Origin of the sequence: Asticcacaulis sp. MM231 (genome assembly GCF_964186625.1) — a bacterium.
Lineage (GTDB): Bacteria > Pseudomonadota > Alphaproteobacteria > Caulobacterales > Caulobacteraceae > Asticcacaulis.
On sequence record NZ_OZ075108.1, the window covers coordinates 590136 to 616130 of the forward strand.

The 25995-nt window shown below is 58.4% G+C and carries 25 protein-coding genes; 15 read left to right on the forward strand and 10 right to left on the reverse strand.

Annotated features, from left to right (window positions below; genetic code table 11):
- Positions 1-23 precede the first annotated feature (23 nt).
- Positions 24-833: a phosphate ABC transporter ATP-binding protein PstB gene (pstB, locus tag ABQ278_RS02780; protein WP_349321102.1), complete on the forward strand. Its 810-nt coding sequence runs from the start codon at positions 24-26 to the stop codon at positions 831-833.
- Positions 834-957: 124 nt separating this feature from the next.
- On the opposite strand, the gene ABQ278_RS02785 is transcribed toward pstB, so the two are convergent.
- From ABQ278_RS02785 to ABQ278_RS02795, 3 genes are all read right to left on the reverse strand, one after another.
- Positions 958-2937, reverse strand: a complete 1980-nt coding sequence (locus tag ABQ278_RS02785; RefSeq protein WP_349321103.1) for a glycosyltransferase family 39 protein — start codon at positions 2935-2937, stop codon at positions 958-960.
- 78 nt (positions 2938-3015) lie between these two features.
- On the reverse strand, positions 3016-3330 hold the full coding sequence (locus ABQ278_RS02790) for a Dabb family protein (RefSeq protein ID WP_349321104.1): 315 nt from the start codon (positions 3328-3330) through the stop codon (positions 3016-3018).
- Between the two features lie 90 nt (positions 3331-3420).
- Entirely contained in the window at positions 3421-3834 is a 414-nt protein-coding gene (locus ABQ278_RS02795; RefSeq protein WP_349321105.1) for a MerC domain-containing protein, read from the reverse strand.
- Positions 3835-4063: 229 nt separating this feature from the next.
- Here ABQ278_RS02795 and ABQ278_RS02800 point away from each other — a divergent pair, with 229 nt between their 5' ends.
- From ABQ278_RS02800 to ABQ278_RS02810, 3 genes are all read left to right on the forward strand, one after another.
- Complete coding sequence (locus ABQ278_RS02800; protein WP_349321106.1) at positions 4064-5272, forward strand: glycosidase; 1209 nt, start codon at positions 4064-4066, stop codon at positions 5270-5272.
- Between the two features lie 60 nt (positions 5273-5332).
- Positions 5333-7222 carry a sodium:solute symporter family protein gene (locus tag ABQ278_RS02805; protein ID WP_349321107.1) on the forward strand — a complete coding sequence of 630 codons (1890 nt, stop codon included), beginning with the start codon at positions 5333-5335 and terminating at the stop codon, positions 7220-7222.
- Between the two features lie 209 nt (positions 7223-7431).
- Positions 7432-8100, forward strand: a complete 669-nt coding sequence (locus ABQ278_RS02810; RefSeq protein ID WP_349321108.1) for a DsbA family oxidoreductase — start codon at positions 7432-7434, stop codon at positions 8098-8100.
- Positions 8101-8182: 82 nt separating this feature from the next.
- On the opposite strand, the gene ABQ278_RS02815 is transcribed toward ABQ278_RS02810, so the two are convergent.
- Positions 8183-9208, reverse strand: coding sequence for an Ldh family oxidoreductase (locus tag ABQ278_RS02815; RefSeq protein WP_349321109.1), 1026 nt, complete (start codon positions 9206-9208; stop codon positions 8183-8185).
- Between the two features lie 171 nt (positions 9209-9379).
- Between ABQ278_RS02815 and ABQ278_RS02820 the strand changes: the two genes are divergently transcribed.
- Positions 9380-11254, forward strand: a complete 1875-nt coding sequence (locus tag ABQ278_RS02820) for an ABC transporter ATP-binding protein/permease (protein WP_349321110.1) — start codon at positions 9380-9382, stop codon at positions 11252-11254.
- Positions 11255-11392: 138 nt separating this feature from the next.
- Here the strand turns inward: ABQ278_RS02820 and ABQ278_RS02825 are convergent, their stop codons facing one another.
- From ABQ278_RS02825 to ABQ278_RS02840, 4 genes are all read right to left on the reverse strand, one after another.
- Positions 11393-11611, reverse strand: a complete 219-nt coding sequence (locus tag ABQ278_RS02825) for a hypothetical protein (protein WP_349321111.1) — start codon at positions 11609-11611, stop codon at positions 11393-11395.
- A 118-nt stretch (positions 11612-11729) separates the two neighbouring features.
- Positions 11730-12518: a 3-hydroxybutyrate dehydrogenase gene (locus tag ABQ278_RS02830; RefSeq protein ID WP_349321112.1), complete on the reverse strand. Its 789-nt coding sequence runs from the start codon at positions 12516-12518 to the stop codon at positions 11730-11732.
- A 5-nt stretch (positions 12519-12523) separates the two neighbouring features.
- Entirely contained in the window at positions 12524-12931 is a 408-nt protein-coding gene (locus ABQ278_RS02835; protein ID WP_349321113.1) for a phasin, read from the reverse strand.
- A 96-nt stretch (positions 12932-13027) separates the two neighbouring features.
- Positions 13028-13417, reverse strand: a complete 390-nt coding sequence (locus ABQ278_RS02840; protein WP_349321114.1) for a Tat pathway signal protein — start codon at positions 13415-13417, stop codon at positions 13028-13030.
- A 173-nt stretch (positions 13418-13590) separates the two neighbouring features.
- On the opposite strand from ABQ278_RS02840, the gene ABQ278_RS02845 reads away from it, so the two are divergent.
- The 3 genes from ABQ278_RS02845 (at position 13591) to ABQ278_RS02855 (ending at position 16940) form a co-directional block, all read left to right on the forward strand.
- Complete coding sequence (locus ABQ278_RS02845) at positions 13591-14502, forward strand: response regulator (RefSeq protein WP_349321115.1); 912 nt, start codon at positions 13591-13593, stop codon at positions 14500-14502.
- On the forward strand, positions 14499-15665 hold the full coding sequence (locus ABQ278_RS02850) for a hypothetical protein (protein WP_349321116.1): 1167 nt from the start codon (positions 14499-14501) through the stop codon (positions 15663-15665). Before ABQ278_RS02845 ends, ABQ278_RS02850 begins: the two co-directional genes overlap by 4 nt.
- 78 nt (positions 15666-15743) lie before the next feature.
- A complete protein-coding gene (locus ABQ278_RS02855; RefSeq protein ID WP_349321117.1) occupies positions 15744-16940 on the forward strand; it encodes a hypothetical protein in 1197 nt (398 codons plus the stop codon).
- 63 nt (positions 16941-17003) lie between these two features.
- On the opposite strand, the gene ABQ278_RS02860 is transcribed toward ABQ278_RS02855, so the two are convergent.
- Positions 17004-19094, reverse strand: a complete 2091-nt coding sequence (locus ABQ278_RS02860) for a prolyl oligopeptidase family serine peptidase (RefSeq protein WP_349321118.1) — start codon at positions 19092-19094, stop codon at positions 17004-17006.
- 339 nt (positions 19095-19433) lie between these two features.
- Between ABQ278_RS02860 and ABQ278_RS02865 the strand changes: the two genes are divergently transcribed.
- The 5 genes from ABQ278_RS02865 to ABQ278_RS02885 all read left to right on the forward strand — a co-directional run bounded on the left by ABQ278_RS02865 (position 19434) and on the right by ABQ278_RS02885 (position 22719).
- Entirely contained in the window at positions 19434-19961 is a 528-nt protein-coding gene (locus tag ABQ278_RS02865; RefSeq protein ID WP_349321119.1) for a hypothetical protein, read from the forward strand.
- Positions 19962-19981: 20 nt separating this feature from the next.
- Positions 19982-20581 carry a hypothetical protein gene (locus tag ABQ278_RS02870; RefSeq protein WP_349321120.1) on the forward strand — a complete coding sequence of 200 codons (600 nt, stop codon included), beginning with the start codon at positions 19982-19984 and terminating at the stop codon, positions 20579-20581.
- Between the two features lie 4 nt (positions 20582-20585).
- A complete protein-coding gene (locus tag ABQ278_RS02875) occupies positions 20586-20906 on the forward strand; it encodes a transcriptional regulator (RefSeq protein WP_349321121.1) in 321 nt (106 codons plus the stop codon).
- Between the two features lie 70 nt (positions 20907-20976).
- Complete coding sequence (phhA, locus tag ABQ278_RS02880) at positions 20977-21855, forward strand: phenylalanine 4-monooxygenase (protein WP_349321122.1); 879 nt, start codon at positions 20977-20979, stop codon at positions 21853-21855.
- A gap of 48 nt (positions 21856-21903) precedes the next feature.
- Positions 21904-22719 (forward strand): sugar phosphate isomerase/epimerase, encoded by an 816-nt coding sequence (locus tag ABQ278_RS02885; RefSeq protein ID WP_349321123.1) that lies wholly within the window; start codon positions 21904-21906, stop codon positions 22717-22719.
- Between the two features lie 46 nt (positions 22720-22765).
- Here ABQ278_RS02885 and ABQ278_RS02890 read toward each other — a convergent pair whose 3' ends face one another.
- Complete coding sequence (locus tag ABQ278_RS02890) at positions 22766-24658, reverse strand: glycoside hydrolase family 2 TIM barrel-domain containing protein (RefSeq protein ID WP_349321124.1); 1893 nt, start codon at positions 24656-24658, stop codon at positions 22766-22768.
- A 125-nt stretch (positions 24659-24783) separates the two neighbouring features.
- Here ABQ278_RS02890 and ABQ278_RS02895 point away from each other — a divergent pair, with 125 nt between their 5' ends.
- Entirely contained in the window at positions 24784-25080 is a 297-nt protein-coding gene (locus tag ABQ278_RS02895) for a 4a-hydroxytetrahydrobiopterin dehydratase (protein ID WP_349321125.1), read from the forward strand.
- Between the two features lie 117 nt (positions 25081-25197).
- Positions 25198-25893, forward strand: a complete 696-nt coding sequence (locus ABQ278_RS02900) for a response regulator transcription factor (RefSeq protein WP_349321126.1) — start codon at positions 25198-25200, stop codon at positions 25891-25893.
- Positions 25894-25995 lie beyond the last annotated feature (102 nt).

The following is a 25995-nucleotide window of genomic DNA, read 5'->3' on the forward strand; positions in this document are numbered from 1 at the left end:
CATTTTGACTTGAGAATAAGTTCATGACCGACACGACCTCCGCTGATTTTCAAAGCGTTATCGTTCCGCCGCCCGAAGGCAGCCTTGTGCTCGAATGCAAAAAGCTGAGTTTCTTCTATGGCCAGAATCAGGCGCTGTTCAATGTCGACCTGCCGGTCAAGAAGCACGCCATCACGGCGCTGATTGGTCCGTCCGGCTGCGGCAAGTCGACCCTTTTGCGCACGATCAACCGCATCTATGATCTCTATCCCGGCCAGCGCGCCGAGGGCGTGATCGATTTCGAGGGCGAAAACATCATCGGCCCCAAGGTGGATGTCGCGGCCCTGCGCGCCCGCATAGGCATGGTGTTCCAGAAGCCGACACCCTTCCCGATGTCGATCTATGACAACGTGGCCTTCGGCGTGCGCCTGCATTCCAACAAGTCGAAAGCCGAACTGGATGAGATCGTTGAACGTTCGATCCGTCGCGCTGCGCTTTGGGACGAAGTGAAGGACAAACTGCACAAGTCGGGCCTCGGTCTGTCTGGTGGTCAGCAGCAGCGCCTGTGCGTGGCGCGCGGTATCGCCGTCAATCCGGAAATCCTGCTGCTCGATGAGCCGGCGTCGGCGCTTGATCCTATCTCGACCGCCAAGCTGGAAGATACGTTGGAAGAGCTGAAGAGCGACTACACCATCGTTATCGTGACGCACAACCTGCAGCAAGCAGCGCGTCTGTCGGACTATACCGGCTTCATGTTCCTCGGCAAGATGATCGAATTCGGCCCGACCGAAGAACTGTTCGTCAAGCCGAAGGTCGACAAGACCGGCGAGTATATCGGTGGCCGTTTCGGATAAGCTTATGGGGTTTGGGGCCGGCTGCCCCAAGTCCTTCCCTTCCAAATAAAAAGCCTCGCCTTTTCAGGGCGGGGCTTTTTCATTGGCCAGAAGATATGGGGCGCGAACCCCAAACCTCATAAGTTTAGCGAACGTACAAGGTCCTGGGCGCGCTATCGAACGTCGTGCCGTCCGCGCGTGTAGCGCGGATATTGAACCTGTGTTCACCGGATGTCAGCGATCCTGCCGGGAACTGAAAATCATACTGCAGCTTTGGCCAGTTCGGATCGTATTTCAGCAGATCCGGCACGCGGAACTCCATCGGATCAAGTCCGTAACGCGCGCGCGTCACCACCTTACCATCCAGCAGCACATCGACCGCTGTGACGCCTTTCGGGTCGGCGGCGATACCAAAGTAATTGCCGGCGTCATCCGCATTGATGAACTCTCCGCGTTCCGGATGCGCGATATAGGCTTGCGGGAAAAAGGCGCACGGGGAGGCATCACCGGTCAGCGGGGTGGCGCGGACCCTTGCCGTGTAAAAATCGACCGCCATCTTGTAAGGCGGCAGACTGACGATGCGGAAGGGTTCTATATCCTCAAAGCGCCGGCAAAGCTCGCTGTACATCTTCATCTGCTCTGGTTCATGATAAAGATAGGACGGCTCGAGAACCGCCATCATCACGCCCTTGCCACCTTGTTTGGCGGTGAGCGCGTTTAGATCAAGGCCCCATTGCTGGCGGGCTACGACAAAGCGGGTTAGTTCATCGTTTGGATCATCGAGCGTATAGAGGCGGCGGCCTTTTACGCCTTCGATGGCCGGAAATTCGAGATGCACGGCGCTCATATGACTATTGGAGGCCCAGACGATATCAGGTCCGAAGCGTTCCTTGGCGCTCTTGTCGGCGGTGGCGAGAGCTGGTTCCAGCAGTGACCAGTTCTCATTCTTGAGCGAATTACGCTCACGCAGGGCGTAGGGTAATTCGGCTGAATGATTCCAGGCCACCTGATAGGCCGTACCGGCAATGCCGATTGCCAGCGCCAGAACCGGTGCCGTTGCGATCAATCCCATGCGCAGGCGGCGGTTACCGAGCGTGCTGGCCCGGGCGATGAAGTTTTCCAACAGGTCAGGGATAAACGGCAGAAGCGGCACGAAAGCCATGAAGGGCCAGTGCGGCATGATCTTCTTGTTGACGATGGTTTGCAGGCCATAGAACAGGAAGATGACCACGGCCTGATAGCCGAGCAGGCTTTCCGGCTTATTGCGGTCACGGATCAGCGCGTTCTTGGCCGCTACCACCATGGCGACAAAGAACACCGGTGTGCATAGCGCGAATTGGGTTTCTACATAGCCAAGGATTCGACCGAAATCAGGTTGGAATTTCGGCCGGTTGAGCACATGGAACTGGACGGCCGGCCATGCGTTGACGGCGTTATAGATCAGCGATGGCACGAGGCCGACCAGGGCGATGCCGGCGGTCAGCCAGACGCCGGGCTTGCGCCAAAGGGTGCGTCCTTGCGCATTGGCCAGCATGAAGACGACGACGGCGAGGCCGGGGCCCATGAAGCGGAAGTGGACCAACAAGCCGAGCGCAGCACAGAGGCCGGTCAGCGCCCACCATTTAAGCCTATCTTGCTGAATGGCCCGGATCAAGGAGCCCAGCATCAGGGCCAACAGCAATTGCAGGGCGCCTTCGGGATAAAAAACCGTGCCGTTGAGCGAGATCGGTGGCATCAGCAGGGCGATCATCGCCGCCCATAAGGCATTGCGTCGGCTGACGATCGGCGTGGCCATGAAATAAACAGCCAGCGGCATGGCGGTGGCGATCAGCAGGGCCACGAGACGCAAGGGCAGGACGTGCCAGCCGAAGACTGAGGTGACCAGTCGTGCCAGCCAGGGGAAGCCGGCCGGAATATCGGGATAGCCAAGCGCGAAATATTCGCCTGACAGGACGAAGTGGCCCTCTTCCCAGATGACGTGGCTGATCAGGCCGACATAGAATTTCCAGATGACGAGCACGGTGCTGACGATGATCAGGGCGCGGATCACATTGTCATCGCTGCCGAGAAAAGGCTTCTGCGGCGCCAGGGCCGGGCGTTCGTTGAGATCGTAGAGTTCGGCCATAGTATCTCCCCAAGTTGCCGAACTTATAGACGCGCCAGCAAAGTCAGGTAAAGGGGGATTACGCCTTCGCCGGCCGCCTTAAGCAGTGACAACGTCGCGCGTGGCATTGGAGACCGCGTAATCAGCTGCCACGCGGACATCGCGCAAATGACGTACCAGGTCGATAGATTGCTGATAGATCGGATCGGCCTTGTAGGCGCGGAAGTCTTCGATCGTAGCGAATTCGCCATAGACAATGATGTCGATGTCGTTGGCGATCTGGTCAATCTTTTCGTTGTAGGAAATTTCCAGCAAGGCGGCGTGTTTGATCTGGGTCAGGACCGAAAGCCCGCGATAGATGGTGTCACGATCGGCTTCTTGCTTGCAGGAAAACATAACGATGTGACGGATCATGGCAGGTCTTTTCGCAACGGATGAAACTACCGGGTTCCTTAAAGGCTCAGGCCTTTCCGTCAAGATGGGATTTTGTCGCTACGAGGCAAATTATTCACCCGCCAGACCTTCGGCGTGACCGCAGGCCCGGTTATGGATGTGCATCGGGCGGTGATAAACATAGTTATAACCATGGCCGAAGGCGATCAACAGGGCGCCTGTCACGCTCATGGCCACCTCGATATCCTCAAGCGAGGGTATGAAGGCCGCAGCCGCTAGCAGGACGAGACCACCGATGATCGGACCTGAAATCTGCCACTTGCGCCAGACATGTGAGGCGCGGATCGCCCAGATGCTAACGGGGGCGGCGGTCAGCACCAGAGCAGCGTGGACCCAGCTTCCGGTAAAGGGCGTCAGCATGGGCAGGGCGATGACGAGGAAGGGCAGGGCAAGGCAATGCGCTACGCACAGGGCGGACAGCGCCAGCGAGGCGATATCGAGCCATTTTTTCTTCAGATGCAGCATGAGCAGTGATACCGTAGGCGGCGGAAGGCCGTTATGAGCAAATATGTTATATCATAACTTTTTGCAAGGTCGCGGTGGCCCGATCACGCAAATAAATATCCCAATACGGACTTGCCGCGACCGAGTGGGGTTAAGCCGATTAAACCTTGCGCATTTAATAAATCAAATTTACTTATCCCAATACCAATCCGAACCATAGCACAATCGGACGGATAGCGGGAGACGACAAATGACGGCATACGCGCAACAGCGACTTGCAGATTTGCGGGCTGAATTTGAGGCTCTTGTTTCAGCGCCCAATGCGCCGCATCACAGTCTGTTGGCGCCTGGTAATGGCATCTATCAGCGCTGGCAGCATCCGGTCATCACTGCCGCCCACGTGCCGCTGGAATGGCGCTATGATATCAATCCACAAACCAATCCCTTCATGATGGAGCGGATGGGCATCAACGCCACCTTCAATGCCGGCGCGATGACGTGGCAGAATAAGTATATCGTTGTGGTCCGTGTCGAGGGGGATGACCGTAAGTCGTTCTTTGCCATCGCCGAGAGCGCCAACGGCGTCGATAATTTCCGCTTCTGGCCGAAACCGGTTGTGTTGCCGCAGACCGATGAGCCGGACACCAATGTCTATGATATGCGCCTGACGCAGCATGAAGACGGCTGGATCTATGGTCTCTTCTGCACCGAGCGCAAAGACCATGCCCTGCCCAACGACCTTTCCGCGGCGACGGCGCAATGCGGCATCGCCCGCACGAAAGATCTTGTCACCTGGGAGCGGCTACCTGATCTGATTACCCACTCAGGCCAGCAGCGCAATGTCGTACTGCATCCGGAGTTTGTCGCCGATAAATCTGGAAAAACCAGGTACGCGCTCTATACCCGTCCGCAGGATGGCTTTATCTCGGTCGGTTCGGGCGGCGGCATCGGCTGGGGGCTGACCGACGACATGACGCAGGCGGTGATCGACGAGGAAGTCATCGTCGATAACAAGGCCTACCACACGATCAAGGAAATCAAGAACGGGCAGGGACCGGCGCCGATCAAAACGCCGGATGGCTGGCTGCATCTGGCGCATGGTGTGCGCAACACCGCTGCCGGCCTGCGTTACGTGCTCTACATGTTCATGACCGCGCTTGATGCGCCGTGGAAGATCATTCATGCGCCGGGCGGTCATTTTATCGCGCCGCAGGGCGAGGAACGCGTGGGCGACGTGTCGAACGTCACCTTCTCAAACGGCTGGATCGCTGACGCGGATGGCAAGGTCTTCATCTATTACGCCTCGTCGGATACGCGCCTGCATGCGGCGACATCGTCGGTGGCGCAACTGGTCGATTATTGTAAAAATACCCCCGCCGATCCGTTGACTTCGGCGGCCTGCGTGCACCAGCGTATGGAGCTGATAAAGCGCAATGCCGCTTTCCTGGTCGCCAGATGAGCCTGCGAGACTGAAGACTGAGACGGCCCGCGACATAAACAGAACAAGGGGGTAGGGAACATGAATTTACAACCGATCGATCTGGCCATAGTCGGGGGCTATATCCTCCTGACCATCGGGCTTGGTTTCTGGGTCGCCAAGCTGTCTTCTGGTAATTTGCAAAGCTATTTCCTCGCCGGCAACAAGCTGCCGTGGTGGGTGCTGGGGCTTTCCAATGCGTCAGGCATGTTCGATGTCGCGGGCACCATGTGGATGGTGGGGCTGCTGGTGGTCTATGGCCTGAAATCGGTGTTTATTCCCTGGCTGTGGCCGGTCTTCAACCAGATATTCCTGATGGCGTTCCTGGCCATCTGGTTACGCCGTTCGGGCAAGCTGACCGGCGCCGAATGGATTAGTTTTCGCTTTGGCGAGGATACCGGCGCGCGCGCCTCACACCTGATCAATGTCGTCTTCGCCCTGATCATGGTGGTGGGGATGCTGGCCTTCGGTTTCTTAGGGATTGGCAAGCTGGCGGCGGAGTTTATCCCCTACCGGTTTAGCGCCGAGCCGATGATCAATGACAAGATCTACGGCCTGATCGTCGTGGCCCTGACCACGGTCTATTCGGTCAAGGGCGGCATGTATTCGGTGGTGATGACCGAAATTCTGCAATTCTTTATCAAGCTGATCGTCTGTATCGCCATTGCCTGGATCGCCATGACACTTGTGACGCCGGAGATGATCCGCGCCGTGGTGCCGGCGGGCTGGCATGACGTCACCTTCGGGCAATATCTCAATCTCGACTGGGCCGGTGTGGCGCGTGATGCCGCCCCCTCGCAAAAGGTGGTGGGCGAAACCGCGGTGAAGGTGATTTCGCAGGAGGGTTACTCGGCCTTTGGCATTTTCTTCTTGCTGATGACGTTTCAGGGCTTCTTCAAGGCCATGGCCGGCCCGGCACCCAACTACGACATGCAGCGTCTTCTCTCGGCCAAGTCTCCCACCGAGGCCGCTAAGATTTCCGGTTTCGTCAATGTGGTGCTGCTGTTCCCGCGCTATCTGATGATCGCCGGCATGGCGGTTCTGGCGCTATGTTTCATCGGGCCGCAATGGACGCAGATGCAGGCTGCAGCCGTCGCTTCCGGGCTGGCCTATGCCGGCGATATCGACAGCATCCTGCCGTGGGTGATCCGCAACTATATGCCGGCGGGCCTGATGGGGCTGGCCTTGGCAGGTATGCTGTCAGCCTTCATGGCCACCTATTCGGCCTCGCTCAACGCAGCCCCGGCCTATGTGGTCAATGACATTTACAAGAAATACATCCGCCCCGATGCCTCTGATAAAAAGCTGGTGCATCTGTCCTACGCCACGTCGTTGACCTTTGCGGTGCTGGGCGCCTTTATCGGCTGGCAATTGAAATCTATCGATCAGGTGGTGGGCTGGATCACCACGGGGCTCTACGGTGGCTATACGGTCGCCAATGTCATCAAATGGTACTGGTGGCGGTTGAACGGCACAGGTTATGCCGCAAGCATGGCGCTGGGTGTGGCAGTCGCCATGTGGATGGCTCTGCCGAAGGAAATGACCGGCATGGTGATAGATCCTTTGCAGGCCTTTCCGTGGTTGTTCATGGCATGCGCATTGGTGGCGGTTGTGGGGTCATACCTCACCAAACCGACTGACATGACGGTGCTCAAGGAGTTCTACCTCAAGACCCGTCCATGGGGTTTCTGGGGACCGGTGCTGACAGCACTTCGTCACGATCAGCCCGATGCCCAGCCCAACCGCGATTTTGCACGCGATATGTTCAATTCGATTGTCGGCGTGATCTGGCAGACGGCGATCACGGCCTCGGCCATCTTCCTGATCATCCGCGAAATGGACAAGTTCTGGTGGACGCTCGGTCTGGTGGCGCTGTGTTCGGTGGTGATGAAGTTCACCTGGTGGGACCGGATGCGCGACGAGCCGGCTTAAGAGTAGATTAGAAAGTAAGATACCCAACCACCACGCCCGAAGACGGGCGGGGAGGTAAAAGAAAGGTTATACCTCCCTGAATTTGTCTTCAAATTTGGGGAGGGGGACCGACGCGCATCAACGCGTTGGTGGTGGGGTTTCTTGCTTAGATCCCCTTGCGTCGAAATGTAACTCAACTACATACAGTAGACGTCATTATGGAGCCCGCTGTGAAAATCGAAATCTGGTCCGATGTCATCTGTCCGTTCTGCTATATCGGCAAGGCGGAGCTGGAAACCGCTCTGGCCCAGTGGGGCGGTGAGGCCGAGATCACCCACCGCGCCTTCCGCCTGTCACCGGGACAATCCGTCATCCCGACCGACCAGATGCTGCAGCATAAGTATGGTATGACGCCCCAGCAGGTGAGTGCCAATCTGGCGCAGGTCGAGGCGCGCGCCGCCGATGCCGGACTGGAATTTCATCTCGCGGGCACACTGGCCGGCGATACGACCGACGCCCACCGCCTGATCGCCTTGGCGCAAGGGCGCGGTAAGCAGGCTGAGGCCGTGGCGCAGCTCTATCGTGCCTATTTCACCGATGGCCGCAACATTTTTGACCGCATCGTACTGCATGAGATCGGTGCTGATCTTGGACTGACGGCAACCGATGTCGACGCCGCCTTCACCTCATCCGAGATCGACAAGCAGATCGCGCTCGATCAACGTCAGGCGCAGGCCATCGGCGTGCGCGGCGTCCCGTTTGTGGTGGTCGATGGCAAGTACGCCGTCTCCGGTGCGCAACCGGTTCAGGCCTTCCTGCAAACGCTTGAAGCCGCTGCCGCCGAAGCTGCCAAGAATCCGATTATCGAAGGCGATGCCTGTGGCATTGACGGTTGTTAATACTGACTGCTCCGCAACCCGTATTCTTTTTTTCAGCTCAAGCGCCGCATGAGCGGCGACGGGTGGTCACCCTAGCCGAAGATTATTTATCTTCGGAGAGCAGTGCCAGCAGGTCGTCGTACAACGCTTTCGGAATGGTGACCGTGCCGCTGGCTTCGCTGCGGGCGCGGGCCTCATAGCGACGCTGCGACGGCAGCCGCGCGCCCTGACCCAGAATGGCATCAAACAAAGCCTCGGCGCGCTGGCTGTGCATCATATAATCGGTGCCCATGAAGATTTTCGGATCGATGGCCAGGATCAGTTCGCCATGATAGGGCGTGGCGCCGGCACCGGCGTCATAGGCCTGCGATTCCAGACTGAGGAAATCTCCGATCAGCGGACCGGCCATCAGTTCGATCATGGCGGAAAGCGCCGAACCCTTGTGGCCGCCGAAGGTCAGCATGGCGCCCTTCATGGCCGCTTCGGCATCGGTGGTCGAATGGCCGTCGCTGTCGACCGCCCAGCCTTCGGGAATGGCCTTGCCGGCACGGCGGTGCAGTTCGATCTCGCCGCGCGCCGCCGCACTGGTGGCGAAGTCGAACACAAACGGATTGCCTTCAGGACGCGGCCAGGCAAAGGCCAGCGGATTGGTGCCGAAAACGCCTTTGGTGCCGCCATGCGGAGCCACCCATGAGTGGCTGGGCGTCATGGCCAGCGCCACCAGACCTTCGGCGGCGATGGCCTCGACCTCGGGCCACAAGGCGGAGAAGTGGTAGCAGTGATTAATGGCGAGCGCGGCAATGCCCTGCTTGCGCGCCTTTTCGATCAGAACCGGACGTCCGGTATCGTAGGCGAGCAGCGAATAGGCGCCCCTGGCATCGACGCGCACCAGACCGGGAGCCGCGTCGGTCAGTTCGGGCGCGGCATTGGCAGATACCTTGCCGGTTTTCAAAGTATGGGTGCAGACCAGCAGGCGATAGAGGCCGTGCGAATGGCATTCGTCGCGCTGGCCCTGCCAGATGGTGCGGGCGATGGCGCGGGCATGATCCAGCGAGAAACCGTTGGTCTCCAATATCCGGACGCTCAAAGACCAGGCGTCGTCGAGGGACAGGGTATGGGTGTCAGACATGGTGATCTCCGCAATATATCAGGCCTCACATATCGCAATACGTATATCATATACAAATGAAATGATAAGCTGCGAGCCTGCATGAAATATAGTCGGCAATTCGGTTGGCGAATGTCAGGGTGCGGCCTATATAGGGCGCTTGCTGTACATGCTGCCGAAAGACCGTTTTTTATGAGTCCTCCTCCCGCTCAGGCGCCCCTGCCGAAATCCAAGGGCAAGTTTTCCGAAACCCTCGCGTTTCTCAAGCCCTATCTCTGGCCCTCGGACCGCGCCGACCTGAAGCTTCAGGTCATTTTTGCGCTTTTGTGCATGCTCATCGGCAAGGTGGTGACGGTCATCATTCCGTTCACCTACAAGTGGGCGGTCAATGCGCTGACACCAGGGGTTGCGCCGGTCACTACGGCTCCGCCAAGCTTCTGGACGCTGATGATCGCCGCACCGATCATCATGGTGGTCGCCTATAATGTGGCGCGTCTGTTATCGAACGTTTTCAATCAGGTGCGTGACGCCCTGTTCGCCGCGGTCGGGCAGCACGCCGTGCGCGGCCTGGCCAACCGCACCTTCGGACACCTGCACCAGTTGTCATTGCGCTTCCATCTGCAACGCCGCACCGGTGGCCTGTCGCGGGTTATGGAACGGGGCAAGTCCGGTATCGAAACCATTATCCGCCTGACCATGATGGTCGGCATCCCGACCCTGATCGAGTTCATCCTGACCTCGATCATCCTCGTCTATCAGTTCAACATCTGGTACGTCGTCGTCGTCGCTGTCACCGTCGTCATCTATGTCTGGTTCTCGATCGTGGCCTCGAACTGGCGCATCGCCATCCGCCGCGACATGAACGACGCCGACACGGATTCGATGTCGAAGGCGATCAATTCGCTGCTCAATTTTGAAACCGTCAAATACTTCAATAACGAACAGCAGGAAGCCGACCGCTACAACAAGGCGACGGCGCAATACGAAAAGGCCGCGATCAAGACCTATACCTCGCTGGCCTGGCTCAACCTCGGTCAGGCGGTGATCTTCACCATCGGCATGGCCATCGTGATGCTGATGTCGGCGTGGGAAGTGACTACGGGCCGGCAGACGGTCGGCCACTTCGTTATGATCAACGCCTTCATGATCCAGCTTTCGATCCCGCTCAACTTCATCGGCACGCTCTACCGCGAAATCTCGACCGGCCTGATCGACATGGAAGCCATGTTCAAGCTGCTCGATGAACCGGCCGAAGTCATTGACGCGCCTGACGCTGCCCAGTTGCTGGTCAGCGACGGCGCCATTGCCTTCAAGGACGTGCACTTCTCCTACGACCCCGATCGCCAGATCCTGAAAGGGGTCACCTTCGAGGTGCCGGCCGGCAAGACGGTGGCCGTGGTTGGGCCCTCGGGCGCCGGCAAATCGACCCTGTCACGCCTGCTGTACCGCTTCTACGATGTCACCAGCGGCTCTATCGAGATCGACGGTCAGGACGTGCGTTCGGTGACGCAGGCCTCGCTGCGTAAGGTCATCGGCATGGTGCCGCAGGATACCGTGCTGTTCAACGACACCATCGCCTACAATATCGGCTACGGCCAGTTCGGCGCGTCACGCGAACAGGTGGAAGAAGCTGCGGAATTGGCGCAGATTGCCGGCTTTATTGCTACGCTGCCGAAGGGTTACGAGACCGAGGTGGGGGAGCGCGGTCTGAAGCTCTCCGGCGGAGAAAAGCAGCGCGTGGCTATTGCCCGCACGCTTCTGAAAGCGCCGCCGATCCTGATCCTCGATGAGGCGACCTCAGCGCTCGATACCCATACCGAGCGTGAAATCCAGGCCTCGCTCGATGACGTCTCGAAGAACCGCACGACCCTGGTCATCGCCCACCGCCTGTCCACCGTGGTTGGCGCCGATGAGATTCTGGTGCTGAAGGATGGCGTCGTCGCCGAACGTGGCAAGCATGCCGATCTGATGGCGCTCAAGGGTCTCTACCATGCGATGTGGGAACGTCAGCGCGCCGCCGATGCCGCCCGCGAAACGCTGGCTAAAGTGGCCGCAGAAGTCGAATAGACATCTCAGTATCTGCCAAACAAAAAACCCTCCCGCCAGAAGCGAGAGGGTTTTTTTGTAAGAAACGCGACCACAGTCACGGATACCTGTGTCGTTAAACGGGTCGCTTGCGCAACCCGTAAAGCCGCGAAGCTTTTATTAGTGCGAGGACGTGGTCGTCGTTGTGGTCGTCGTCGAAGCGGAAGCGTCTTCCGACATAGCGGCGTCCGAAGCCGGCGCCATGGCGTCGGTTGCGGGAGCCATGACTTCGGTCGAAGTCGAGGTTTCCGTGGTGGTTTCCGCCGGCTTCGAGCAGGCAGCGACGGACAGACAGAGAGCCGCGGCAGCGACGGTCATGATTTTTACAGTATTGCGCATAGTTGTGATTCCTTCTCACCAAGACGTGATGGACTATGGCGGAGGGGGTGTATGGAAGCGCTGTGGGTGGGGGTGCGATTCCATAAAAATTTAGTAAGTGCGAAATAAACGGCTGGATTTACTGCGCCACCCAACCGCCATCGATGCTCAAGGGGGCGCCGTTGATCGATTTTCCGGCGTCGGAGCACAGGAAGACCGCCAGCGCGGTGATGTCCTCAACCGTAACGAACTGCTTGGTTGGCTGCGCCGCCAGGATCACGTCCTTGATGACCTGTTCCTCGGTGATACCGCGCGCCTTGGCGGTGTCCGGGATTTGCTTTTCCACCAGCGGGGTTTTGACGTAGCCGGGGCAAATGGCATTGGCGGTAATGCCGAACTGCGCGCCTTCGAGCGCGATGGTCTTGGTGAAGCCGAGCAAGCCGTGCTTGGCGGCCACATAGGCCGACTTGAACTCCGAGGCGACGAGCGCGTGCGCCGAGGCGATGTTGACGATACGGCCCCATTTTTTGGCTTTCATGGCAGCGAAGGTCAGGCGCGTGGTGTGGAAGCTGGCGGTCAGGTTGAGGCCGATGATGGCGTCCCATTTCTCGGGCGGGAAGTCCTCGATTGGCGAGACATGCTGGATGCCGGCATTGTTGACCAGGATATCCACCCCGCCGAGTTTGTCGTCGATCTCCTTGATCAGGCCGGCGATCTGATCGGCCTTGGTCAGGTCGGCACCATTGAACAGCGCCTTGATGCCGAAGTCCTTTTCCAGTCCGGCGCGTTCGGCCTCTATGGCGGCCGCATCACCCATGCCGTTCAGCATGATGTTGGCACCGGCCGCGGCCAGGCCCTTGGCGATCGCCAGGCCGATACCGCTGGTGGAACCGGTGACGAGCGCTGTTTTACCGTGGAGATCGGTCATGATATTTAGTCCTGTGTCTTTTTAGATTTCGGGGCGGGTCTGGGCGCCTTGACGGGTGGCGCTTCCGGTGATGGTGCTGCGGGCGTTTCCGGTGGCATATGCGCCGCGACGGTGAGTGCCTGCTTGCCGCATTGTTCGACGAACTGCATGGTTGCCTTTGTCTGGTCCTGACCATATTTTAGGCAGGTGGCGGCCCATTGTTTCTGGAGTTCAGCGATCGCCGACGGGTCTTGCTTCTTCGCCGCCTCGTTCATCAGGGCCAGGGCTTCCTGGGTGAAGGCGGTGGTATCCTGCGCGTAGCGGTGCGAGGTGGTGCTGATCATTTCGATCAGGTTGATCAGGCTGCGAGCGGCGCGCTGCTGCTGATCGGCCATCAGCCTCAGGCCGTTTTCAAAGGGGGAGGGGGTGGTCATTTTGCGGGTCTCCTTAGAAGACAGTTCGACCCTGACAGTCGAATACCGCAAAACTATGGCCGCTTTCGCACCTGCGTGCAAATTGTAATTGCTGGCCTAGTTAAGCATGACCGAGCCCAGCAAAACCTTTGCGTCCTTGCGCGCCAGAATGGCGTCGGTGGCGCTTTGGAGCTGTGTGGTAATGAAGCCGATATCGGCCAGAGAGCGCGCATTCAGCGTTCCGGCATAGGCTTGCAATCGGGACAGATAGGCGTCCTGCAGGCGCGGCTGGTTCAGTTTGATCAACTCCACCAGCTTTTCATCTTCGCTGTAAAGCCCCATGTCGACGCTCAGGGTACCGTGCTTACGCCTACTGGCCTCTGTAAAGACGGTCATGGTCGGAAACTGCGTATAGCCGGCGCCGCCGCCCTTTTTCTTGGGCTCATTAGCGAAAGCCGGTGCGCTGATAAAGGCGCCCAGCATGAAAAGGAGGTGTCTGCGTCTCATGATGCATAACGGTATCACGCTTAGGTTAAGGGGCGGTTTAATCGGTCTGAGCACATGACTTTAAGTGTAAACTAAAAAGTAACCATAAAAACAATGCGTTAAATCAACTTCAAGTTAAGGCCTTTGCGCTAGGGTGGCTGCGGTGACGGGTTAAGGGACAAAAAATTCAACGTATGAGCACAGTGCATTCACAGACCTCAAGGCTGCTGCGCAAGATCGATTGCGCCTCGAAAAGCCTGCTGATCGTTGAGGACAATGATGCCTCACGCCGTCTGGTGATGGAGCTTCTGCGCGCCGCCGGTTTCACCAATCTCAGCTTCGCCCGGGACGCCGAAGAGGCGATCGAGCATATCCAGACCCAAGGCCCCGACCTGTTGCTGCTCGACTGGGGATTGCCCGGCATGTCCGGCATCGAGCTGGTCAACCATATTCGCCAGGCGGCGCTCAAGCCAGATCCGCGCTTTCCCAACCCGCAATTGCCTATTGTTATGCTGACGGCGCGCCAGCGTGTGTTTGACGTGACCGTAGCCAGTCATGCCGGCATCAACGAATTTGTCGTCAAGCCGTTCTCGACCTCAACCCTGTTGAAGGCGATATCTTCGGCCCTGGTCAAGAAACGCCAGTTCGTTACCGCGCCGGATTTTGTCGGACCCGATCGCCGCCGTCGCAAGTCGGCCCTGCATCCCGGCCTGCTGCGTCGTGAAGGCGATGCCGATGAGGCCGCTAAAGCCATCCAGAATCCAATGGTCGCTGAGATCGAAGCTCTACGCGGTGCCATGCGCAGAACACCTGGGCAAAAGCTCAACCGCGACCAGATCAATCAGGTGGTCGTGCGGCTGATGCATACCCAGACCATGGCGCATGACTTGCGCATGCGTCTGATCGAGCAGGCCACCAAGTCCCTGAATGCCTATGTCCACCTGTTCGGTGAGCAGGCCGAAGAGGAGGTGCTTGATGTTCACCTCGACGCCCTGATCCGTCTTAACGAAACGCCGCAGGCCGACCCGGACGAAGCGGTCAATATCGTCAAACATCTCAATACTCTCGTCAACAAGCGTAAAGCCAATCGTAAGGTGTCACAATGAACGCGTTTGCTGTCATGGATAAGACTGCCGGTCCCGCCACTACCAATTTCAACCGCGATGTCCGCAGCCTGGCCAATCTCGGCGATACGGCTTCGACCAGCCGCGTCCTGAACCTGGCGCAGGTTTATGCCACCTCGGCGCGCGAAAAAGATTATCTGCTCAAGCCGTTTTTTCGCGATTCCCAGCTCAACAAGTGCATCCTCGTCAAACACACTCTGCGCAGCAATGAGCGCGAGTTGTTTACGCGCATTCGGCGCACCGCCACGAAGATCATCCTGCCGTTCGATGTCAGTGATCTGAAGCTTGGCGGTCGTTCGATCATGGTCAACCAGATCGGTTTTGAGCACTTCTGCCGCACCTATCTCAATACCGACGATGCTGCCTCCAGCAACGATGTGCAGGTGCTGAAACTGGTGGATCAGTTGCCGTCGCTCGATCCGTTCCTGGTGCGCGAACATCTGGCACGCCACGGCAATCGCCCCGGCGCCTGCTATCTGAAAATTTCGCCCTACGATATCCAGCGCATGATCGGTTTTGCCAACGAGGAAATCGAACGCCTGGTCCGTACCGCCTTCTCAAGTTCGATGAGCGGCGGTGCGGCCATCAAACTGGCCGGCAAGATCCTCGCCAACGAACTCGACAAGGAACTGTGGCCCCTGAAGACAACCCTGCGCATGTCGGACGACGAATTCTCTGATGGCATTTTTTCATGGCGCGGTTTTCTCTATTTCAAGTGGCGTCACATCGAATTGCAGGAAGAGATGCGCCGTGTACTGGAAGGCCTGGCCACCTATCAGCCGATCGGCGCCTGCGATGAAGGCATGCGTGAATACCTGAAGGAGACGCGTCCGCGTCTGGCGCGAAGCATTGTCAACGCCGTCGCTGCCGTCGGCCGCACGCTTGGTGTTTACGATACCGCCTACCATGCACTGGTCGATGCCTCAAACCCCGGCCCGTTCCGTCGTTTTCTGCTTGATGGCCCGAGCCTGTTTTACGAACTGGGCGAAAGCATCGGCATTCTCAGCCATATCGGTTCATTCTGGTCGTATCGCATGGGGCAGCAAATGCTGACCCAACGTCTGACACCAGCCGAATATGGCGATATCCTGATGGATTTTGAAGACTCGCTGATGGCGGTCGCGCAATACGACACCCGGACATGAGCCGGATGTGTGTCGTCGCGTACCACCTTTTCCATCCCGTAGTGCTGCGTCGTCGCGGCAGATGAAGGTGCGTACCCGATGATCAAGTCCAGCACCGATTTCAGCGCTGGCATCTCTGTGGCCGCCAGCGAAAGCGATTTCTCAACGACACGGGAAATCCGCAATCTCGCCAATCTGAACCGTACTTGGTCATCGTGCCGTATCCTCAACCTGGCCAAGCTCTACACGGTCTACAAGGACAGCGATGACTATAACGCCAAGCCCCTGTTCGAGCACTCGGCGCTGAATCGCGCCCTTATCATGAAGCACACCCTGCGGCTGGACGAGCGCGACCTCTTTCCCAACGGCCGCCGCACGGTGACCAAGATCATCCTGCCCTACAATTCTTACGATCTGCGTCTGGGTGGACGCTCCTTATTCGTGCGCCAGACCGGCTATGAAACCCTGATGCGCAGCTATCTCGGTATCGAAGATATCGGCAAGAACCGCGATGCCCGTGTGCTGCGGTGCCTCGACGACCTGCCGTCGCTCGATCCCTTCCTGTTGCGTGAACATCTCGACAAGGCGGGTTTCAATCCTTCCGGCGTCTACTTCCAGATTTCACCGCATGACCTGAAAGCCATGACCGCCTTTACGGCGCGCGAGATCGAGAAGCTGGTCAATGTCGCTTTTGGTGGCGGCAAGGATGGCAAGGGCGCCACCAAGCTGGGCAACAAGATCCTGTCCGACAAGCTGACCCAAACCCTGGCGCCGCTGCAGCGGACCCTGCGCATGACCGACGAGGAGTTTCAGGAAGGCATCATGTGCTGGCGTGGCTTTCTCTATTACAAATGGTGCCACGCCGAACTGCAGGATGGCCTGCGCGATGTGTTGGCCGGCATCGGCGGTTATCGCCCCAGTGGCGGTCATGACGATTCGTTGCGTACCTATCTGAAGAAGGCGCGTCCGCGTATCGCAAAGGCTATCGTGGCGGAGATAAAGGCGGCGCGTGATTCCCTCGACCACTACGACAAGGTCTATCATGCCCTGTCGGTGCGGCGTGATCCGGAGCCGTTTCGACAGTTCCTGTTGTTCGGTTCGGAGTTGTTTCTCGAACTGGGCCAGAAGATCGGCACGCTCAATCACATCACTTCGTTTTGGCGCTACCGCATGGCGCGTGTTAATCGCAAGGGCGCCAAGCCGTTGCAGGATATCGAGTTCGCCGACATCCTGGTCGATTTCGAGAGCGGCCTGTTCAACGCGATGAAAAAAGACGAGATGCGCCAACGGGCTTAGTCCGCTCGCAAAAAGGCTCGCCATCACCGGCGAGCCTTTGCGTCGTTTTTGCTTTTCCAGAACCTACTTATCCATCAGCTTTTGCATGAAGTACGTATAGTCGATGGCGTATCTGCGGGCACGTTCCGGCAGGTTGGAGGCCGCCGCGTGGCCGCCTTCGGTATTCTCATAATAGTAGAACGGCAGCCCCATCTCTTCAAATAGCGCGGCCATCTTGCGGGCGTGCACCGGTCCCACGCGATCGTCTTTGGTCGAGGTCTCGAACAAAGGCTCCGGATAGGCGACGCCGGCCTTGACGTTGTGATAGGGCGAGATCGAGCGCAGGAAAGCGCCTTCGACCGGATCGTTCGGATCGCCGTATTCGCCCTGCCACGAGGCGCCGGCCGACATCTTGGTGTAGTTGACCATGTCGAGCAGCGGCACCTGCACATCGACGGCGTTCCACAGGTCCGGACGCTGGGTGAGTTGCACGCCCATCAGCAGGCCGCCATTGGAGCCGCCCATGATACCGAGGTGGCGTGGTGAGGTGATCTTCCTGGCGATCAGGTCTTCGGCCACAGCCTGGAAGTCGTTATAGATGTTCTGGCGCTTGGTCTTGAGACCGGCCTCATGCCAGCCAGGTCCGAATTCGCCGCCGCCGCGGATATTGGCCAGCACGAAGGCGCCGCCCTTCTCCAGCCACAGCTTGCCGATCGTGCCTGAATAGTAGGGGGTCGAAGAGACCTCGAAGCCGCCGTAAGCGTTCAGGATGGTCGGGGTGGTGCCATCGAGCGCGATGTCTTTTTTGGCTATCAGGAAGTAAGGCACTTTGGTGCCGTCCTTCGAGGTGGCCCAGTATTGCTGCACCTGCAAGCCGGCGGCGTTGAAGCGCTCTGGCGATGACTTGATCTTTTCGACCACACCCGTAGCGGCATCGACATTGATCAGGGTCGAAGGGATGAGGAAGCTCGACACATTGATCAGAACGCGGTCGGACTGATCGTCCGTCGAGGCCAGGTCGAGCGCCGCATTAGCGGGCAGGTCGAGCTTCTTCGCCGACCACTTGCCGCCCTTGTGCTCATAGCTCCACACCTCGCCGGTGACGTTGGACAGCAGCGACAGGATCAGGCGGTTCTTTGTCTGGCTGATGCCTTCGACCGACTGGTGCGCATCCGGCTGGAACAGCAGGGTTGGCTCCAGCTTAGCCGGGGCGGCCAGGGCCTGTTTCAGATCGAACACCAGCACGGCGCCGCTCTTGAAAGCCTTGCCGCCGGCCGAGGTCCAGTCTTCCTTCAGCGTGTAGATGGCCTGGCCGTCCATGAAGCCGGCGAAGTTCGAGCTTTGTGGCAGGGGCAGTTCGACCGGCGTGTCGCCGACATAGAAAAGTTGCTGGCTGTGGAAGAAGTCGAGCCCGCGATAGGCATAGTCCATCACATAGGCGCCGCTGACATCGCGCAGTACGGTGCGACCGGCGCTGACGTCGGTCTTTTCGCCGCGATAGATTTCGACGGCCTGATCAAGCGACTGACCGCGCTTGAGTGACTTGGTGATATAGGCGTAGCTGAACTCGGTGACATCGCCCGGTTGCCATTCGCGGGTGATGTAGACCGTATCGGCGTCACGCCAGGTGATGCTCTGCTTGCCTTCGGGCAGCTCAAAACCGTCCTTGATAAAGCTCTTGGTGGTGATGTCGAACTCGCGCACGGTGGTGGCGTCCTTGCCGCCGTCGGACAGTTCGATCAGGCAGCGCGTATAGTCGGGTGCCAGACAGTTGGCGCCTTCCCAGACCCAGTTCTTGCCCTCGGCTTTCGAGAGCGCGTCGATATCGAGAATGTTGTCCCATTTGGGCGTGGCGGTCTTGTAGCTGTCCCAGGTCGTCTGACGCCAGATGCCGTGGGTGTGCTCGCCGTCCTGCCAGAAGTTCTGCACCATGCCGCCATGGGCGAAGTTGGGTACGGCGATGCGGTCGGTGGCTTGCAGGATAGCCAGCGCCTCGGTCTGATTTTGAGCGAAACGTGGATCTTTTGACAGGCGGTCGAGCGTCGTCTGGTTGCGCGCCAGCACCCACTTCATCGCCTCAGGCCCGTCGATCTCATCGAGGAAGGCGCGCGGATCGGGCGCATTCTTAGCAGCAGTATTTGGATTGTCGGCGACGGATTTAGCAACTGTGGTCATTTGGGCCCAGGAAGCGGAGGGTTGCGCAAGGGCGAGCCCGGAGAGGATCGCCGCGGTTACACATAAGGTTTTGAGGGAAGTTTGCATCGGGGAGCCTCACCTTTTTTCGGATGCTGAAGATTGCAGGTGAAACTAGCCGCTTTGTGGCGCTTGGCAAGATTACAAAAGAGTCATGAAGCGGCTTCAAGAAAGAACTTTACAAATTAAAGTGCTTTATATATTCTGGTCGCAACGGCAAAATCAAAATCTTCTTTCCGGAGCCCCTCGATGTCATCTCTTTCCCTTACGGCCGATACAACTCCCAGCCCGTCCTCAGACATGTTGGTAATGGATGGGGGTATGCTGTTCTGGGCCGGTCTGAGCTACGGACTGGCCAGTCTTGCTCAGTATCTTGTCCTCACCGGACATGTCCAATTGCTGCATCCCGCCATGATGGGCCTGATCTGGATGGGGGCGAGCGGCATTTTTGTCATGTTCGGTTTTGTCTTCAAGGTCGGCAGTGATCCGCTGCTGCTGACCCGGCCGTCGGTCAAACGTTTTCGCGCTGTCTGGGGCACTCTTATCATCGGCGCCGCCGTCGTTATCGCCGCCTTGATGATCATGATGATCCGGTTCGGCGCCGGTGCGGAAGCCGCCTTTGTGATTTCGCCGGTCGCCATTTCCATCTATGGCATCGGCTGGCGCGTGGCGGCGCTGATGACCGGCAAGCGTTGGCCCAACCTCCTGTCGCTTGGCTGCTTCGCCGGCGCTATCGGGCTTGCCTTGCTTGCCGGCCAGCCGGAGCAATCGCTTGCCTATGCCGTCTGCCTGACCTTCTTCGCTGTCCTGCCTGGTCTTGCGCTCATGCTGCGTCAGAACGCCAACTAAATTCTTTAGGAACACACGCCATGTCCAATCTGCAATCCGATATTGACTACATGAAATCCCTGGCGGAGGCCGGTGGCCGCGGACCGCTGAAAAACGGCGCCACTCTGTTTTGGGCCGGTTTGCTCTACGGTGCGGCAGCGATCGCTCAATATGCCATGATCATGGGCTGGCTGCCCAAATCCTCGGGGATGTCGGCCTTTATCTGGCTGGGCGCTAGTGTGCTTTTTGGCATATTGGCAACGGTTTTCGGTCTTAACCGGCTGCGTGTCAGGGGATCGGTTGGAAACCGCGCCACCGCTTCGGCCTGGTCGGCGGTCGGGTTGGGCATTGTGGCCTTTATCGTCTGCATCGCGGTGATTGCCAATATCTACAAGACCGTTGAGCCCATGTCCTATCTGATAGCGCCGGTTATCCTGCTGATGTACGGCATGGGCTGGTGGGTCAGCGCCCTGATGTCAGGGCAGGGCTGGCTGAAAATGGTCAGTCTGGGCTGTTTCCTTGCCGCACCGGCGATCTCGCTGCTGGCGGGGCAACCTATACAGATGTTGGCCTATTCCGGTTGCCTGTTCCTTTTCGCCATGGTGCCGGGCATAGTGTTGATGCGCGCTGAAAAGGCGTAAGCTCATGGGAAAAGAACCAGATTCTGACTTCAATATCGAGGCTTTGGATGACGTTATCCACGGGCGCCTGCGATTGGGCATCATGGCTTTTTTGTCGACGGCCGAATCGGCGGATTTCACCCTGCTGAAGAACCGGCTCCAGGCGACGGACGGCAATCTTTCGGTACAGTTGCGCAAGCTGGAAGAGGCGGGATATGTGGCCATAGACAAGGCCTTTGTCGGGAAGAAGCCCCTGACGACGGTGACCCTGAGTGATGCTGGCCGCACAGCCTATATCGGATATCTCGACGCCATGCGCAAACTTATCGCGGACAGTGGTGGCTGACAGCTTCACGAAATAATCATTTCAATTGCAACCACACGGGCGCTACACTCCGAGAAAAGAGGAAGCGCCCATGCTGAACTTGCAAAAAGAGAGACACGGTATCGTCGGCGGCTATGTGCCTGAGCGCGCCGACTGGACGATCGACCAGAACTGGGCGGCCTATACCCCCGAACAGCACGCCACCTGGAAGATGCTATATGATCGCCAGATGAAGCTGGGCCCCGGCCGCGCTTCGCAATACTATCTCGACGGACTCGCCGACCTGCCGATCGCCGCCGACACCATTCCCGATTTCGAGCGCCTGTCCGACGCCCTGGAAAAGCGCACCGGTTGGCGGGTGGTGGCGGTGCCGGGCATGGTGCCAAACGACGTCTTCTTCACCCATATGGCCAATCGTCGCTTTCCGGCCGGGCAGTTTATCCGCAAGGCGCACCAGCTCGACTATCTGCAGGAGCCGGATGTCTTCCACGATATTTTCGGCCACGTGCCGATGATGGTCAATCCGGTCATGGCCGATTTCATGCAGGCCTATGGCGAAGGCGGATTGAAGGCGATGCGCCTCGGTGAACTGGACCGGATCGCGCGGCTGTATTGGTATACGGTCGAGTTCGGGCTGATTGAGGAGAAAAACGACGTGCGCGTCTTCGGAGGCGGCATCCTGTCCTCCTTTACCGAGACGCGGTTTGCGCTGGAAGATGCCTCGCCCAACCGCATCGGCTTCGATCTGGAGCGCGTGATGCGCACCAACTACCGCATCGACGAGTTCCAGGAGACCTATTTCGTCATGCCGTCGATCGACACCCTGTTCGACATGGCCAACACCGATTTCGCGCCGATCTATGAACGGCTTAAGGCCGAACCGGATTACGGGCTGTCAGAGGTTTTGCCGCAAGACCGTGTGTTCCATCGCGGCACCGGCGCCTATCACAAGGCGCTTCTGAGCATTTGACAGCGCTGCCGTACCGTGGTCTCTAACCAGCAAAACGGGAGAAACATCATGGAACTCAATCGTCGTCATTTGCTGGCCGGTTTTTCGGCCTTGGGTCTGGTAGGCGCCTCGGCGCACGCGGCCGCTATCAAACAGCCCTATCAGAAGATCGGTGTCCAGCTCTATACGGTACGCGATGCCTTCGCCGCCGACCCGCTCGGCACGCTGAAGCGCGTCAAGGCGCTCGGTTTCGATCAGGTCGAGACCATCAGTTTCGGCGGCATGACAGCCAAGGACTTAAAAACAAAGCTGGGCGATATCGGCCTGACCGCGCCGTCGTCGCATATCGGTCTGGCGGACTGGCAAAGCCGTCCGGAAGCCGCGCTCGATGATATGGCCGCGCTCGGCGCCGATTATGCCGTGCTGGCCTGGCTGCCGGATGAAGATCGCAGCGGCTGGAAGGCCTGGGCCGACAAAATGAATGCCTGGGGTGCACTCGCCAAGGCGCGCGGTCTGGGCTTTGCCTATCACAACCACGATTTTGAATTTAAGAAGACGCCGGAAGGCGAGATGCCCTTCCATATCCTGCTGGAAAACACCGATCCGGCGCTGGTGACGTTCGAGTTGGATTGTTATTGGGCGAGCTTCGCCGGCCACGATCCGGTCCATGTGCTGCATGAGCACGGCGACCGCGTGCGCCTGCTGCACCTCAAGGATAAACTGGCTGATGGCGGTATGGCGCCGGTTGGTGAGGGCACGATCGATTACGCCGCCGTGCTGGCGCTGGCGCACAAAATTGGGGTCAAATACGGTTATGTCGAGCACGATAACCCCACCGACCCGTGGGCCAGCATCACGACCAGTATCAAGAATTTGAAGGGGTAGAGACGACTAATCCTCCCCTGTGAAGCGGGGGAGGATAAATTTTTTCCTATTCCCCCGTCTTCTTCCTGTAATAATCGCTCAGCACAAAGAATGCCTGCTTGCGTTCGCCGTTCTCCGACTCCACGCCTTTACGGTTCCAGCCTTGCTGCCAGGTGTTCTGACGGCGGGGCGAGCGGAAATCCTTCAAAATCCAAGGCGATAGCCCGGCCAGGAAAGGGATCTTGTCGGCCATGGCCAGGGTGTTGACGTAGTATTTCGCCTGATATTCCTCGGTGAAACGCCCCTGCCGCTCCGGTTCATGCACCCCCGCCAAGGTCTCCGCGCCAAATTCCGACAGGATCAGCGGCTTGTTGAAGCTGGAATGCCACACGGTGGCCGGCACATCGGCGATTTTGGCGTTGCCATACCAGCCATTATAGGTGTTGACCGCCATGACATCGAGTTCGGGGATCAGCGGATCGTCGATGGTGATGTCGATATGGCCATCCACCGTCTTGGTGCCGGTCAAAAGCGCCGCCGACACCAGCCGTGAGCCATCCAGCGCCTTGGCCTCACGCGCCAGCGCGGTCAGGAAGCTGTTGCGCGCATCGGAGATCGGCGTTTCATTGGCCACGCTCCAGATGACCACCGAGGCGCGGTTGCGATCGCGCAGAATGTTCTCGGCCAGCATGGTTTGGGCGGTTTTGAGCGTGTCGGGATTGTCGAACTTCACCGCCCAATAAACCGGGATTTCGCTCCACACCAGAAGCCCCATCTCATCCGCCATGCGCGTCGTGACTTCCGAATGCGGGTAGTGCGACAGGCGCACATAGTTGCCGTTCAGGCCATGCTTGATCTCGCTCAAAAGGGCGCGCGAAGCCTCCGGCGTGATGCGGCGCGACGGATTGGGACCGAACTCTTCCTCATGCAGGCAGATGCCGCGCAGGAAGATCGGCTGGCCGTTGAGAATGATCTGCGTGCCCTTGACCTCGATGGTGCGGAAGCCGATCCGATCTGTCAGCACGTCCGCGCCGGCCTTGACCGTAACATCATAAAGCGTTGGCGTGTCGGGTGACCAGCGCTTGAGGCCTTTCGGTGCGGCTGCGCTTAAAGAGGTGCGGCCATCGGCGCCGGTGGTGCCTTTCAGCGTCAGCTTTAGCGCCGGCACGCTGACCTCGACCGCCTGTCCGGCTTTTGTGGTGCCTTCGAGGGCCACATCGGCCTTGATCTGGCCATCGGTGGTCAGGCGGATAAAATTGTCATCGATAAAGGTCTGCGGTGTCGACACCAGCGTCACATCGCGGATGAGGCCGCCATAGGCTTCCCAGTCGGTGACCTGCGTTGGCACCGAATCCGGCGTGCGCTCGGAATCGACCGCGACGACCAGATTGTTGCCTGTGGGGCGCAACAGGCCGGTGACTTCAAAGGAGAAGGGAGTGAAGCCGCCTTCGTGTTCGCCCAGTCTGTGTCCGTTGAGATAGACCATGGTCTTGTAGTCGGCGGCGGCGAAGCGAATAAACTGGCGCTCTCCCGCTTTCGCAGGCGCATCGAAGCTTTTCTGATACCACATCAGACCGTTGTAATAGCGCAGTTCCGGGCTGTAGCCGATCCAGGCCGAGGGCACGGTGCCTACGGGGGCGCGCGCCAGATCGTATTCGTAAAAGACATCGGGATCGTTCTTCATCGTCTGTTCGACATTGACGTCCGAGCCGCGGCCCTTGGTCACGTCATAGGGCTTGCCGTGAAAATCGGCCATGCCGTCCTTGTAGGGATCGACGCTGTAATGCCATGGGCCAGAGAGCGACAGGACGTCGCGCCGGTCAGCATTGACCAGTACGAACTGCGGCACCAGAGCGGCATAGGTCGCGTTATCGGCAGGCTTGGCCGGTGCCGCCATGACGGGGGCGGTGGTTATCAAAATCGTGAAAACAGCAACGAGCAGGGGCTTGTGGCGGCGCATGGTCATCTCCCTCGTCTTTTATATTTGGCAGGACGCTAACCCTTAAAGATACCGGTGGCAAGATGCCGCATAACCGGCTTTTCCCGCGGCTTGCTAAATGGTCTTAAGGGGCGCAAGATGCCCAGATGAGACCTGTCCTGACACCTGCCGAACTGTCCGCTCTGCCAGCCGATCTGCCGCAATGGACTCTGGATGACGAGGCCAAGACCATCTCGCGTGATCTTAAATTCAAGGATTTCCGCCAGGCCTTCGCTTTCATGACCGAAGTGGCGGAAGTGGCCGACAGGATGGATCATCATCCCGAATGGTCCAATGTCTATAATACCGTATCCATTCGCTTGACGACCCACGATTCCCATGGCCTGACCCAAAGCGATATCGAGCTGGCGAGACGGATCGATAGCGCTGCAAGCGGCGTATAAGTCCCACTCAAGCATTTAATTTTTATTTTTCTGACAGTAGTGCTTGAACACCAAAAGTTAGTGATCCCCTGAAGTTCAGGGGTCCGGCGGCGTCTATTAGAGGATCACGGAATACCCATGCTCGAAAAGAAAAACACCATTCTGATCGTTGATGATGAAGAAGAAATCCGCAAGATGCTCAGTATCTTCCTAGATGCGGCGGACTTCAAGGTGTGCGAATGTGATAGCGGCAAACAGGCCCTGCGTATGAGCGCTTCGGTTCGTCCCGATCTTATCCTGCTTGATCTCGGCCTGCCCGATATCGATGGCAAGGAAGTCATCACAAAGATCCGCGAATGGTCGAATGTGCCGATCGTGGTTCTGACCGCCCGTGCCGAAGATATGGAGGCGGCCCCCGCCCTGAATATTGGCGCCGACGACTATGTCACCAAGCCGTTCTCGGCCGAAGTGCTTCTCGCGCGTATCAACGCCAACCTGCGCAAATCGGCGGTCAAGGAAGTCGGCGATCCGGAAATCGTCCACGGCCCGATCCGTATGGATCTGGTGCGTCACGAAGTCTATATCGATGACGAACGGGTCGGCTTCACGCCCAAGGAATACGATCTGCTGCGCTTCTTCCTGGTCAACCGTGGCCGTATGCTGACGCACAAGCAGATCCTGAAAGAAGTCTGGGGTCCTGCCCACCTTGAAGATACGCAGTATCTGCGCGTCTATATCGGCCAGGTGCGCGACAAGCTGGAAACCCGTCCGGGTCTGGGTAAGTCGATCGTGTCGGAATCCGGCATCGGCTACCGGATGGACTTGGTGAATTAAAGAGATAACTAAAAACTGAGGAACGCCCCGAAGCCCGTTATGAGTGATCATGACGGGCTTCGTTGTATTCAGCGGTTTCTTACTTACCCGTTCCTTATTCTT